This window comes from Kamptonema formosum PCC 6407 (genome assembly GCF_000332155.1).
Lineage (GTDB): Bacteria > Cyanobacteriota > Cyanobacteriia > Cyanobacteriales > Microcoleaceae > Kamptonema > Kamptonema formosum.
Genome location: NZ_KB235904.1, coordinates 2,332,744 through 2,345,380, shown reverse-complemented (window position 1 = coordinate 2,345,380; position 12,637 = coordinate 2,332,744). Strand labels below are relative to the sequence as shown.

Below are 12,637 nucleotides of genomic sequence, written 5' to 3'. Positions count from 1 at the left end.
ACTTAAGAGAGAGATTGAGGAAGGGAGAACAGTGCAACTAAAAACTAAAGTAGCAGCAAAACGAGCAACGGGCGGTTTTGCTTTGATTGACAGCTTAAGACGACATGGTGTTAAGCATATTTTTGGTTATCCCGGCGGGGCAATTCTGCCGATTTATGATGAACTTTACCGCGCTGAAGCGGAGGGCGGTATTCAGCATATTTTGGTGCGCCACGAACAAGGTGCCGGGCACGCGGCGGATGGTTATGCTCGCGCTACGGGACAGGTTGGTGTTTGCTTTGGGACTTCCGGCCCCGGCGCTACTAATTTGGTGACTGCGATCGCGACGGCTCAGATGGATTCGATCCCGATGGTAATCGTAACTGGTCAAGTACCTCGCAGTGCGATCGGTTCTGATGCTTTTCAGGAAACTGATATTTATGGGATTACGCTCCCAATTGTGAAGCATTCCTATGTGGTGCGCGATCCTAGAGATATGGCGAAAATTGTCGCTGAGGCTTTCCACATCGCGATTACGGGAAGGCCAGGGCCGGTATTGATCGATGTACCCAAGGATGTTGGCTTAGAAGAGTTTGATTATATACCGGTAGCACCGGGTGCGGTGCGGATTCCGGGATATCGGCCGACGGTGAAGGGGAATCCTCGCCAGATTAATCAGGCGGTGAATTTGATCCGCCAAGCGGAACGGCCTTTGCTATATGTGGGTGGAGGCGCGATCGCGGCTGGAGCTCACGCGGAAATTCAAGAACTAGCTCAATTGTTCCAGATTCCAGTAACAACAACGCTGATGGGTAAGGGTGCATTTGATGAAAAGCATCCTCTATCGCTGAAAATGTTGGGGATGCACGGCACGGCTTATGCTAATTTTGCCGTGACTGAGTGCGATTTGTTAATTGCTGTCGGCGCTCGGTTTGACGATCGCGTTACTGGCAAGTTAGATGAATTTGCTTCTCGCGCTAAGGTAATTCACATTGATATTGACCCCGCTGAGGTGGGTAAAAATCGCCCGCCAGAAGTGCCGATTGTAGGCGATGTGCGGAATGTGTTAATTGATTTGCTGCGGCGATGTCGGGAAACAGGAGAAGTTAATCGCGATGCCTCCGGCACCGATCGCACTCAGGAATGGTTGGCACGGATTAATCGCTGGAAGCAAGACTATCCTTTAGAAGTACCTCACTATCCCGATGTCATCTCTCCCCAAGAGGTGATTGTAGAATTGGATCGTCAAGCACCAGATGCTTATTTCACAACGGATGTAGGCCAACATCAAATGTGGTCTGCTCAATTCTTGAATAATGGACCGCGCCGCTGGATTTCCAGTGCGGGGTTGGGTACGATGGGTTACGGAATGCCTGCGGCGATGGGTGCGAAGATGGCGCTACCTCACGAACAGGTGATTTGCATCGCCGGGGATGCCAGCATCCAGATGAATATTCAGGAGTTAGGCACTCTATCACAGTATGGGATTGCTGTCAAAACTGTGATCGTAAATAATGGCTGGCAGGGAATGGTACGACAATGGCAGCAGGCGTTTTACGGGGAGCGATATTCTTCGTCAAATATGCAGCCGTCGATGCCGGATTTTGTGATGCTGGCGGCGGCCTACGGCGTGAAGGGGATAGCGGTTTCGCAGCGGGATCAATTGGCAGATGCGATCGCCCAAATGCTAGCTCACAACGGCCCTGTATTAATGGATGTGAAGGTGAGCAGGGATGAAAACTGTTATCCGATGGTAGCACCAGGAAAGAGCAATGCTCAGATGATTGGTTTACCAGTTCGCAAAAGTTTAGAACACGCGATCGAATTGATTTACTGTCCGAGTTGCGGTGCTAAGAATGTGACTAATAATAAGTTTTGTCCTGAGTGTGGGGCTAAACTTTAAGAGGTTTTACTCCTGGCACATTTCTTCAAGCTGAAGTTCCCGTTATTGGGAACTTCAGCTTTAACTTAGATAAGTTTTGAAAGGAGTTAAGCTGATGGCTGAACTGAAAATTAAATGCGAACAACCAGAATTTGTTCGACATTTATTCCAAGATGTGCTGAGGGAGAGAATAGAAAGCCTGGAAAAAGGGATTCAACGCACTTTGGAGCGTTTACAAGAATTTGAAAATAAATATGAGCTATCTACAGTTGAATTTTTAAACAGGTTTGCTAATGATGAAATTCAGCACCGACTTGATATGGAGTTCGATGAGTGGATTGGTGAATCTCGGATGTTAACTACTTTGCAGGACAAACTCTATTTATTAAAGGGAGTAGAGTTTTTTGATTAAGTTAATCGAAGGTTATTTTCAACACCTTCGCCAAATAATAGAATCTTGTAACGCAGTCATTGATTTTCAGCTCCGCCCTGAATATCGAACAGATTTTGAAGGTTTTGTGAGAGGTGAAATAACTTTTAAAGATGGTTCAATCTTATATTTTCGCGAGTTTGTTGATGTAGAGATTATGGTTGACAGAAAAATGTATTCCTATCAGTATATGGATGCGTCTAAGTGTTTAATCTTTCGTTATGATAATGCTGACCATAAACCTAAGTTAAATTTACCGAATTTACCTCACCATAAGCATGATGAAAGTGAAGAGAATATTATTTCTTCTTCGGCTCCCACCTTAGCAGAAGTGTTGCAGGAAATTGAGGAATTATTGCTGTAATTTACAGTTTCAGAAAAAAATTAATCAGTCTTAGTTTCGAGCGATCGCTCTTTTTTAGAATAGCAAATGAGTTTTTCAGTCCTCTGAAGAGGACTTAAGTTATAAGAGGGGGACTTAAGTCCTTGGCGGCTTTCAGCCTAAGTTGAGATTTCTGGCCGCCACCATCTCCCACCGACACCTGCGGGGTTGAAACATTGTTCATCACCTGGTCTCGTGTGCTACCCTGTGAAGAACGTAATCCAGACTATATCAGAGCCACAGCTAGGCCGAGCATAATGGTTCACATCAAGCGCGTTGAACTCACAAATTTTAAGTCCTTTGGCGGCACAACGGCCATTCCCTTGCTGCCAGGATTTACTGTGGTTTCCGGGCCCAACGGTTCCGGTAAATCCAATATCCTCGATGCTTTGCTATTTTGTTTGGGACTTTCCACTTCCAAAGGGATGCGGGCCGAACGTTTGCCGGATTTGGTCAATAATGCTCAAAATAAGCGCGGTACTGTTGAAGCTAGCGTGACGGCAACTTTTCATTTGGAAGCTGAGGCCGAAAAATGGTTAGCGAATGATGAGGAAACGGATCTAACAGATGAGTTATCGATCGCAGAGAATGAGGAAATTGATGTAACGGATGAGTTATCTGTTGCAGAGGAAGAAAATGATGCGATCGCGACACGCCACGCCGAAGACATCGCAGTTCACGAAAAGAACGGACATTCGCCGCCTGATAACCTAACTTTAGACCCCCCCCAACCCCCCCTTGCTAAGGGGGGGAGTAAGAAACCGAGATCCGCTGAGTGGAGTGTCACTCGTAAGCTACGGGTAACGAAACAAGGCACTTACACCTCAAATTACTACATCAACGGCGACCCTTGTACGCTGACGGAACTCCACGAACAGCTAAACCGCCTGCGGATTTATCCAGAAGGCTATAATGTCGTACTCCAAGGCGACGTTACTAGCATTATTTCCATGAATGCGAAGGAACGCCGCGAAATTATTGATGAATTGGCGGGTGTGGCGCAATTCGATCGCAAAATAGTCTTAGCTAAAGATAAGTTGGATGAGGTTAAAGGCCATGAAGAGCGATCGCGCATTGTTGAGAAAGAACTAATTACACAACGCGATCGCCTTTCTGCTGACCGCGTGAAAGCTGAAAAATATCAAAAACTGCGTGCGGAACTGCAAGAAAAGTCGCAGTTTGAAGCCGTACTCAAATATCGCCGCCTGCAACAACAAGAGTGGAAATTGCGCGAACAAATCGAAGCAGGCGATCGCACTTTAACTGACTTAAATAGTCAACTCCAATCCCTCGAAACCCAAATTCAACAAGCAACGGCTGAACTCGATCAGCTAAATGCGCGGGTCAAAGCTTTAGGAGAATCGGAACTCCTAGCTTTGCAATCAACTTTAGTTACTCAGGAAGCAGAACAAAGGCAACTGCTAAACCGCAAGCAAGAACTAGAAACAGCAGCGCAACAAACGGCCGTACAAATAGCACAAACTGACCAACAAATTCGCCAACATCGGCAAACTTTAGAACAGGTAGAGGTAGAAATATCCTATACCAATTCTCAACATGGAATTTTGCAGCAACAGCGGGATGAAGCGCAACAAATTCTCGATCAAAACCGGGAAGTTGTGAATGCGATCGCGTCTACTGCTGAAGCTTGGGTGCAGCAACAAACAGAACTACACCACCAAATAGAAATTCTGCAAAAAACCATCAATCCACAACGCACGGAACAAGCAACTGTAAGGGAACGTGCCGATCAATTGCAGCGGAAAATTCAAGAGCAAAACGAGTCTTTGCAGAATTTAGAGCAGGAAGTTGCAGATAAACAAACTCAACTAACCCGCTCGGTTGAAACTAAAGCTTTCGCGTCACTGCAAGTAGAATCTTTAACTCAAATTGTAGCATCTGCCGAACAAGAATTGCAACTACAACAGGAAACTCAAACCCGCCTGCTGGAAGAACAACGGGAAAGACAGAGAAAATTAGATAAGCTAGAAGCGCAAGCTCAAGCTATTCAAGAAACTACGGGAACTGCGGCAACCAAAGTTATAGTTCAAAGTGGCATTAACGGCATTTGCGGGTTGGTTGCACAATTGGGAAGAGTGGAACCGCGCTATCAGTTAGCTTTGGAAATTGCGGCGGGTGCGCGGATGACAAATATGGTAGTAGATGATGATAGTGTAGCAGCGGCGGCGATTGAAGTTTTGAAAAGAACAAGAGCCGGCAGAATGACATTTTTGCCGCTGAATAAAATTCGCGGTTCGCGATTCTCTCCCCCCGATGTTTTGCGGCGTGCGGCTGGATTTATTGATGCAGCGGTGAATTTAATTGATTGCGATTCCCGCTATCGAGAAATCTTTGCTTATGTGTTTGGCAATACTGTTGTCTTTGCCAATCTTAGCGATGCTCGTCGTCACTTAGGTATTTACAGAATTGTAACTTTAGATGGGGAAATTTTAGAGACTAGCGGCGCTATGAGTGGCGGTAGTATTGTTACGCGCTCTTCGTTGCATTTTGGCAATGTTGATGCTAGCGATTCTGCGATCGAAACTAGAGTAATTGCATCTTTGCAGGAACGATTACAAGAAATTGAGCGCATTTTAGAGCGGTGCAAAACTGCGATTGTGCAAGCAGCGGCGGCTGTAAAATCCCACGAAAGAGAGTTGGTAGAAGCAAGGCAAAATCAACGAGAAAGTCAGTTAAAATTAGAACAGTTAGAAGCAGAAATTAAGAATTTAACCTTACAGCAAGAACAGGTTAAAATCCAACTGGCGAAGAATACTCAAGAATTAGCGAATGCTGAAACTCGATTGCAATTGCTGGAGCTAGAATTGCCAGGAAAAGAAACCGAATTACAGCAATATCGCGAAACTTTAGCGCAATTAGAAGAGTCAAATCGCCATAGCGAATGGCAACAAATGCAAACAAATCTCCGCAGTTTAGAAACTAATTTGCAAGAGCGAGAATTAGCGCTACGAAATGACCAGCAACGCTTAGCAGAATTAGGAAATCAAAGCCAGCGCCTACAAGAAAAAATCAAAGATAGCAATAAAAAGTTAGAGGAATATCACCATCAGCAGCTAACAGTGGACGGTCAACAGTTAACTCTAAAAGGCGATTTGTCTACCATTGGCGAACAAATTACCGAAACTAAGGTATTGTTAGCTCAAATAGAGGAAAAATTGGGTGCAGAAAAAGAAGAGCGCGATCGCGCTGAATCTCACCTCAGAGAGCGCCACCTAGCCAAACAACAGCTAGAATGGCAACTGCAAAAGCTGCAAGAAACTCAACACGAGCGACGCGAACAGTTAACCACTATTCGCACTCAGCTAGAAACCCAGCGGGGAGAATTGCCAGATCCCGCGCCAGAAATTCCCGAACATCTGGAAAAAGTAGATTTAGCCGAATTACAGCAAGAAGTAAAATCCCTAACTAAACGGATTCAAGCCTTAGAACCCGTAAATATGTTAGCCTTAGAAGAATACAATCGTACTCAAGAACGTCTCCAAGAATTGAGTCAAAAATTGGCCACATTAGAAGGAGAACGCACCGAACTTCTACTGAGAATTGAGAATTTTACCACCTTGCGGCGGCGTGCTTTTAAAGAAGCCTTCGACGCAGTTAACCAAAACTTTCAAGTCATTTTTGCCGAACTTTCCGAAGGTGACGGCTATCTCCAGCTAGATGACCCCGAAGATCCCTTCAGCAGCGGCCTGAATCTGGTTGCTCACCCCAAAGGCAAACCCGTACAGCGCTTAGCTTCCATGTCTGGAGGCGAAAAATCCCTGACAGCTCTAAGCTTTATTTTTGCACTCCAACGCTATCGCCCGTCAACGTTCTATGCTTTTGATGAAGTAGATATGTTTTTAGATGGGGCAAATGTGGAGCGATTAGCTAGAATGATCAAAAGACAGGCAGAACAAGCTCAATTTATTGTTGTCAGTTTGCGCCGTCCTATGATTCAATCGGCTGAGCGTACAATTGGCGTAACACAGGCACGGGGAGCTTATACTCAAGTTCTCGGACTGAAATTGTAACCCGGAGTCAAGGTTTAGCGCTGTGTTAAGTAGTATGTATATTTAAGAAATCAGGATTAGAGCTAGAATGACATCTGAACAAATTCGCCAACGCTCCGACCTTCTAGGTACTCAGGTTATCACCCGCGACAGAGGTAAACGCTTAGGGGTGGTGAGCCAATTGTGGGTAGATATTGACCGACGAGAGGTTGTGGCTATCGGCTTGCGAGAGAATATACTGGCGATCGCTGGGATGCCAAAGTTTATGTTTCTCACCAACGTCCGCGAAATTGGTGATGTAATCTTGGTGGAAGACGAAAACGCGATCGAAGACGATGTAGACGTTGAAGCCTACAGCAGCTTAATTAACAGCGAAGTCATTACCGAAACTGGAGAACTTTTAGGTCGGGTACGGAGTTTTAGGTTCGACGGCGAGACGGGTAAACTTGTATCTTTAATCATCGCCTCTCTGGGAATCCCCCAAATTCCCGAGCAAATTCTCAGCACTTACGAACTCCCGATAGAGGAAATTGTCAGCAGCGGGCCCAATCGCTTGATTGTGTTTGAAGGATCGGAGGAAAGGCTGCGTCAGCTAACAGTAGGAATTTTAGAGCGTATTGGTTTAGGACAAGCACCTTGGGAGCGCGAGGAAGATGGGTATAGTCTCCCGACAATGATTAGTCCCGCAAATCAATTAGGTACTGGAGAGATAGTTAGACCTGTGGAAAACAGAAGAAAGACTGTTGCGCCAGCGGTTGAGGAAGCTTGGGATGAAGACGAACAATGGCAGAGGCCTGTAGTGCGGCCCCCTGTGCGTCAGCCGCAGCCGGAGCCAATTTATGATGATTATGACGAAGATAATAACTGGGACGACGGAGGGGATTATGAGGAGGAGTATGTAGAGAGGGATTATCCGGCTCCAGTTCGTTCTTTGGAAAAGAAAATGGTCTTGGAGTATGAGGATGATGTGGAAGCGGATGCTTGGGGTGATGATGAATCTCCGAAGCCTTATAAGCCTACGCGGGTGAATATCCCTGAGAAGAAAAAGGCTCCTGAGTATGAGGAGGAATCGGGTTATTAATGTAACGCTGTCTTCCAGGCGGTACTGTCTGGAAGACAGCGTTACGGGATTAATGTACAAGGAATTAATAAGTAGAAGGAAGAAGGAAGAGGGAAGAAGGAAGAAGGAAGAACGCTTATACAGCCAACTTTTTAGCCAACGCTATCTTATGTTTAATTAGGTGGATTTACTTAACAAATTAAAATTGTTAAAGCGTTCTGGACTTGGATTTAGAAACTTTAACAATTTTAAAGTTAGAGCTGTGATTAGCTGGCATTTTTCTGAAAATTTAGCATAGTAATTACGAAAGAGGGACTCTTTATCGGAGCAGCTTAGCAAAACTGTAGAAGCTAATCATTAATAATAACACTGCTGTCACCTGAGTTGGCTGGATAGATGAGGAAGGGTTGAGAGCTTCCCGCACTAAGATTGAAATAGACGAACCAATGACATAGCTTAGAGATAGCACTAAATAAGGCCATTCTGATGTCAGACTCCAAAACAAGAGTAAGATCATCGCCAAGATTAACATCACCAGCTCAACAAACCGAGGCGGATTGTGCTGAGTAGATAAAATCACCGTTTGCCACCAAAATTGCCAAGTGCTCATGGGAAGGAAAAAAGATTAGTAATTAAGAATAATTCAGGCTTCCGACAACCACTCAGTTTGTTGTTGCAAACAGGCGATCGCGATTTCTGTTTCCACTTGAGGAAATTCGCGGTAGAAGTTGCTGACGCTAAAAAATGGATCGGGAGTTTCCAAGACGATCGCGCGATCTGCCTCCTGCTGCAAAGATATCATTACTTCTGGCGGCGCGAGGGGTACGCAAATCCAAACTGCTGCTGGCTGCTGCAACCGCAAAGCTTGAGCCGCTGCCATCATTGTCATCCCCGTAGCAATACCATCATCAACTAAAATCGCTAAAGCACCCTTGGGGTTTACTGTTGGGCGTGCGGCGGAGAAATCCACTAATTGAGCTTGAGCTTTCTGTTGAGCTTTTTCCAGTGCAGTATTTTGCAAGCGAAAATTGCGCGGTTTTTGCTTTGACCACAAAACATGACCATCCGCTGTCACTGCGCCGATCGCCAATTCTAGATTATCTGGGCGGGTGATTTTTTTGGCGACGACAACATCTAAAGGACAACGAAGGCGACGAGCGATGGGTAGTGCGATCGGCAACCCGCCTCGTGGTAAACCATAAATAATCGGTTTAGCCGCCTCCTGTGCAGTTTGATTAAATTTAGCTATCTCAGAGAAAATAGCCTCGGCCAGTTTTTCGCCTGCATCGGCGCGATCGTCAAACAACGGATTAAATAACATAGCGCTGCCTGCTTAGCATCACCTACCTGTATGATGACTGATTTTCAGCCAGGAGTAGGCTGTCACATTTCACCCCGGAACTATAAACTATAAACTCTAGACTGAAAAAATCTCTTCATTCCCTCAATTTATGCCCAGCGACAAACAACTCAGCCTTTTTGACGAACCGAATTTTGGAGCCTCATTACAGCGAGACTCAATCCCAAATGATGCCAAAATTCCCATTCCTCCCGGCACTTATGAAACTATGGAGCAAATAGCAGAACATTGCAACCGCTGCCACAGATGCGAATTAGGCAAAAACCGTCAGAATGCCGTCATCGGGCGTGGTAATTTGCAAGCCCCAATTATGATTATAGGAGAAGCACCAGGTCAGAATGAAGATGAAACCGGATTGCCTTTTGTTGGCAGATCTGGGCAACTTTTAGATAAAATTTTAGAATCTGTTGGTTTGAGTACAGAACGCGATGTATTTATCTGTAATGTCAATAAGTGCAGACCTCCAGATAACCGCACTCCTACACCCAAAGAAAGAGACGCTTGCAAACCCTATTTGCTCGAACAAATTCGCATAGTAAATCCGCAAATTATTTTGTTGACAGGTGCAACAGCGCTCAAGGGTTTGACAGGCGAAAAGCAAGCTATTAGTAAAATTCGCGGTCAATGGATTGAGTGGGAAGGCCGACAATGTATGGCAATTTTTCACCCATCTTACCTGTTACGCAATCCCTCCCGCGAACCAGGCAGTCCTAAATGGTTAATGTGGCAAGATATCCAGATTGTGAAGGCAAAATTTGATGAATTAACACCGCCAATTTAGAAATAGTTAATTGTTAACATATTATAGGGTGGCACAGTCGCCAACCATCTTTAGCCATCTTGTTCGCTTAGAAATAGTTAATGGTGATTGGCAACCCTGCTAACTATATTTAGCTATTGATTACAAGCTGTTAGCGGCTGTGTCTATTCTACTGCTATAATATTTATAAAATTTTAATATCCGAGGGGATTCAAAGTGAAAGTAGGAATTATTGGCACTGGCTCAATGGGGCTTTCTATGGTAATGAGAGCTATCGATGCAGGATTAGATGTTAGTGTATTTAATCGAACTAAGGCAAAATTAGCACCGTTATCAGAAACAAAAGCTGTAATTTGTGACTCTCCTTCAGATGTCTGCAAAAATTCTGATATCATCATCCTCATGCTCACTGATGGTAAGGCGATAAATGAAGTTATCTTGGCAGAAAGTAATGTGAAGATGTTACAAGGTAAAACATTTGTGCAGATGGCAACTATCGCACCTGCCGAGAGTAAAGAAATCCAGAGTAAAATTGTTGATGCTGGCGGAGATTACTTTGAAGCTCCCGTACTTGGTAGCATTCCTCAAGTACAGTCTGGCACATTGATTGTAATGGTAGGAGCAACTGAAGAACAATTTCAGAAGTGGCTGAGTTTACTTAAAGTATTTAGTCCCGATCCTATCTTAGTTGGAGCAGTTGGACAAGCCGCCGCCACTAAGTTAGCGATGAATCAGTTAATTGGTAGTCTAACAGCAGCATTTTCTGCCAGTCTTGGTCTAGCGATCAAAAGTAATGTAGATACCGAAATATTTATGAAAATTGTCAGAAATAGTGCTTTATATGCTTCTACTTACGATAAAAAACTTGATAAAATGTTGCAGCGCGATTTCGGTGGAGCTAATTTTTCTACAAAACATTTACTAAAGGATATGAAGTTATTTGAGCAAGAAGCATCTGCTTTAGGGTTAAATATATCTGCTGTTAAAGGAGTTACTGAGATTATTGAAGCTACTTGTAATGCTGGTCTTTCAGATGTTGATTACTCGTCCTTGTTTTCCGCTGTAAATCCTGAATCTTGATTTTTACAGAGGACTTGTAACGTGACTGTTTGGAGAGTTAGTCACCGCGAACGAGGGCGGCATTGCTGCGACTCAAGTTATAATAAAATGGCTACATAGGAATTAGGATCGAAACGCAAGTTCCCTTACCAACTTCAGAGCGTAACTCGATTTTTCCACCATGTTTTTCTTCTACAATTTGACGAGAAATGGTTCATCGCGCTGTAAAATCTGTGCATATCCTAAAATGCCATTTAATGGAGTCCGTAATTCGTGACTCATGGCTGCCAAAAATTCGCTTTTAGCACGGTTAGCACGATCGGCTATTTGTTTGGCTTGTTCTAGTTCAGTTGTGCGCTGAGCCACCTTTTCTTCTAAAGTTTGGGAATATTCTTCTAAGTGTCGAAAAGATGTCTGAAGTTGGCTTGCCATATAGTTAAAAGACTTCGCTAATTCCCCTAATTCATCGGCACGATCGCTCCTGAGAGTTTGCTCCCATTTACCATTAGCAATTTCTTTAGCAGCTATATTTAATTGAATAACGGGATTCACGACTAAGGAGCGAGCCAACCACCAAACTACAACTAATGTAAATAGGAGAATTATCCCAAAAGTAATTAAGGCAATTATTCCAGCCTGTAGTTCACTTTGAAGTACAGAACTTGCATCTAATTCCAGAAATGTTGAATTGCGTAACAAAACTTAACATATTTAGATAGACTAATCATTAGAGGGGTAATTTTCATCTTAACCAAATCATTTTTCTAAACCAATGAACATAACTTATTTCTTGGCACATATATCCTTGAAGATAGCGCAGTTTATCTAATATAGTTTTGCCAAATTCTCTAGGTATTTCTATTAATTGTAATAGCAAATAACCTACTAAAGAACTATAGATTTGAATCCGGATGCCATTCTCGTTTTTAGTCATTAATCTATCTAACTTTAAGTGCATTTTTAAGAACTTCCACAGCAGTTAAATTTGCCATCTTTGCACATAAATTTCCGCGATTTCTTCATTACTTACTCCTTCTTCTCCTGTGCCTGCTAAATTAGTTGCTAATCGAAACTCTTTTTTTGTTTCTAAATCACAAAAAGCCACGACTCTAATTTCTACTTCTCTTTGATCTTTTCCTACTTGAAAATTGCCATCTTTTAAGCTCGTATAACGATTCCCCCTACTTCTGATGTCAGACTATCTAAGCCACAAAATAATTTAACTTGATGATATCCTTCTCGCCATAAAAGTTTACTTGTTAACGTAATGATGGTTGAATCTATAGGAAATAATACTCGACTCTTTTCGCCTCCCTTTTTCTTTTTTAATTGATTTTTTAACTTAGTAATTATCTCCTGAAACACCTGAGTATCTCTTTTTTTACTAGCTTTGGAAAAATTCGACATTTTTAAGTCTATTCCTTGGCTATTTAGTCTGACGAATAAATCTCTCATACTAACTATACTTTTATCCATAACATACTCTAACCACACCGACACAAATGAAAATGTATCCAGCACTGGATAATCTTTTTTTGGCAATGTTCTCAATATCTCTTTCATCACTTTTGGAAAATTTTGTTCCATCATAATTTAATTTTTTATAAGGCTAGATTTCTTTTGATTATATCATTTTTACCTACTTTTTTAAGCTTTTTTTCTAACATTCAACACTTCTGAGAAAATAGATAATGCTTAGCCTACGGTGTAGATTT

At 43.2% G+C, this 12,637-nt stretch carries 11 protein-coding genes and 1 pseudogene; 7 read left to right on the top strand and 5 right to left on the bottom strand.

Features of this window, described 5'->3' with window-relative positions; translation table 11 throughout:
* Positions 1-31: 31 nt before the first annotated feature.
* The 5 genes from ilvB (at position 32) to OSCIL6407_RS0127265 (ending at position 7,764) form a co-directional block, all read left to right on the top strand.
* Positions 32-1,882 (top strand): biosynthetic-type acetolactate synthase large subunit, encoded by a 1,851-nt coding sequence (gene ilvB / locus OSCIL6407_RS0127285; protein WP_007354937.1) that lies wholly within the window; start codon positions 32-34, stop codon positions 1,880-1,882.
* A 94-nt stretch (positions 1,883-1,976) separates the two neighbouring features.
* The gene (locus OSCIL6407_RS0127280) at positions 1,977-2,273 is read left to right on the top strand and encodes a hypothetical protein (protein WP_007354938.1); all 297 of its coding nucleotides are present in this window, start codon (positions 1,977-1,979) and stop codon (positions 2,271-2,273) included.
* Complete coding sequence (locus OSCIL6407_RS0127275) at positions 2,266-2,655, top strand: toxin-antitoxin system TumE family protein (RefSeq protein WP_007354939.1); 390 nt, start codon at positions 2,266-2,268, stop codon at positions 2,653-2,655. The genes OSCIL6407_RS0127280 and OSCIL6407_RS0127275 overlap by 8 nt, the downstream gene beginning before the upstream one ends.
* Before the next feature lie 275 nt (positions 2,656-2,930).
* Positions 2,931-6,704: a chromosome segregation protein SMC gene (gene smc / locus OSCIL6407_RS0127270; RefSeq protein ID WP_019487912.1), complete on the top strand. Its 3,774-nt coding sequence runs from the start codon at positions 2,931-2,933 to the stop codon at positions 6,702-6,704.
* A 67-nt stretch (positions 6,705-6,771) separates the two neighbouring features.
* Positions 6,772-7,764 (top strand): PRC-barrel domain-containing protein, encoded by a 993-nt coding sequence (locus OSCIL6407_RS0127265; RefSeq protein WP_007354941.1) that lies wholly within the window; start codon positions 6,772-6,774, stop codon positions 7,762-7,764.
* A gap of 298 nt (positions 7,765-8,062) precedes the next feature.
* On the opposite strand, the gene OSCIL6407_RS0127260 is transcribed toward OSCIL6407_RS0127265, so the two are convergent.
* Both OSCIL6407_RS0127260 and OSCIL6407_RS0127255 read right to left on the bottom strand, forming a co-directional pair.
* The gene (locus OSCIL6407_RS0127260) at positions 8,063-8,353 is read right to left on the bottom strand and encodes a hypothetical protein (RefSeq protein ID WP_007354942.1); all 291 of its coding nucleotides are present in this window, start codon (positions 8,351-8,353) and stop codon (positions 8,063-8,065) included.
* Positions 8,354-8,386: 33 nt separating this feature from the next.
* On the bottom strand, positions 8,387-9,064 hold the full coding sequence (locus tag OSCIL6407_RS0127255) for a phosphoribosyltransferase (protein WP_007354943.1): 678 nt from the start codon (positions 9,062-9,064) through the stop codon (positions 8,387-8,389).
* Positions 9,065-9,194: 130 nt separating this feature from the next.
* Here OSCIL6407_RS0127255 and OSCIL6407_RS0127250 point away from each other — a divergent pair, with 130 nt between their 5' ends.
* Together OSCIL6407_RS0127250 and OSCIL6407_RS0127245 are read left to right on the top strand one after the other, a co-directional pair.
* The gene (locus tag OSCIL6407_RS0127250) at positions 9,195-9,884 is read left to right on the top strand and encodes a uracil-DNA glycosylase (RefSeq protein WP_007354944.1); all 690 of its coding nucleotides are present in this window, start codon (positions 9,195-9,197) and stop codon (positions 9,882-9,884) included.
* A 195-nt stretch (positions 9,885-10,079) separates the two neighbouring features.
* On the top strand, positions 10,080-10,943 hold the full coding sequence (locus tag OSCIL6407_RS0127245; protein WP_007354945.1) for an NAD(P)-dependent oxidoreductase: 864 nt from the start codon (positions 10,080-10,082) through the stop codon (positions 10,941-10,943).
* Between the two features lie 91 nt (positions 10,944-11,034).
* On the opposite strand, the gene OSCIL6407_RS38425 is transcribed toward OSCIL6407_RS0127245, so the two are convergent.
* From OSCIL6407_RS38425 to OSCIL6407_RS33610, 3 genes and pseudogenes are all read right to left on the bottom strand, one after another.
* A complete protein-coding gene (locus OSCIL6407_RS38425; protein ID WP_407635901.1) occupies positions 11,035-11,094 on the bottom strand; it encodes a hypothetical protein in 60 nt (19 codons plus the stop codon).
* A gap of 20 nt (positions 11,095-11,114) precedes the next feature.
* Positions 11,115-11,621 (bottom strand): histidine kinase dimerization/phospho-acceptor domain-containing protein, encoded by a 507-nt coding sequence (locus OSCIL6407_RS0127240; protein ID WP_007354946.1) that lies wholly within the window; start codon positions 11,619-11,621, stop codon positions 11,115-11,117.
* 43 nt (positions 11,622-11,664) lie between these two features.
* A pseudogene (locus tag OSCIL6407_RS33610) lies at positions 11,665-12,512 on the bottom strand (transposase).
* Positions 12,513-12,637 lie beyond the last annotated feature (125 nt).

Coding starts and splice junctions, on each gene's coding strand:
- OSCIL6407_RS0127280 (WP_007354938.1), top strand. CDS start 1,977: ATGGCTGAACTGAAAATTAAATGCGAACAACCAGAATTTGTTCGACAT.
- smc (WP_019487912.1), top strand. CDS start 2,931: ATGGTTCACATCAAGCGCGTTGAACTCACAAATTTTAAGTCCTTTGGC.
- OSCIL6407_RS0127265 (WP_007354941.1), top strand. CDS start 6,772: ATGACATCTGAACAAATTCGCCAACGCTCCGACCTTCTAGGTACTCAG.
- OSCIL6407_RS0127260 (WP_007354942.1), bottom strand. CDS start 8,353: ATGAGCACTTGGCAATTTTGGTGGCAAACGGTGATTTTATCTACTCAG.
- OSCIL6407_RS0127255 (WP_007354943.1), bottom strand. CDS start 9,064: ATGTTATTTAATCCGTTGTTTGACGATCGCGCCGATGCAGGCGAAAAA.
- OSCIL6407_RS0127250 (WP_007354944.1), top strand. CDS start 9,195: ATGCCCAGCGACAAACAACTCAGCCTTTTTGACGAACCGAATTTTGGA.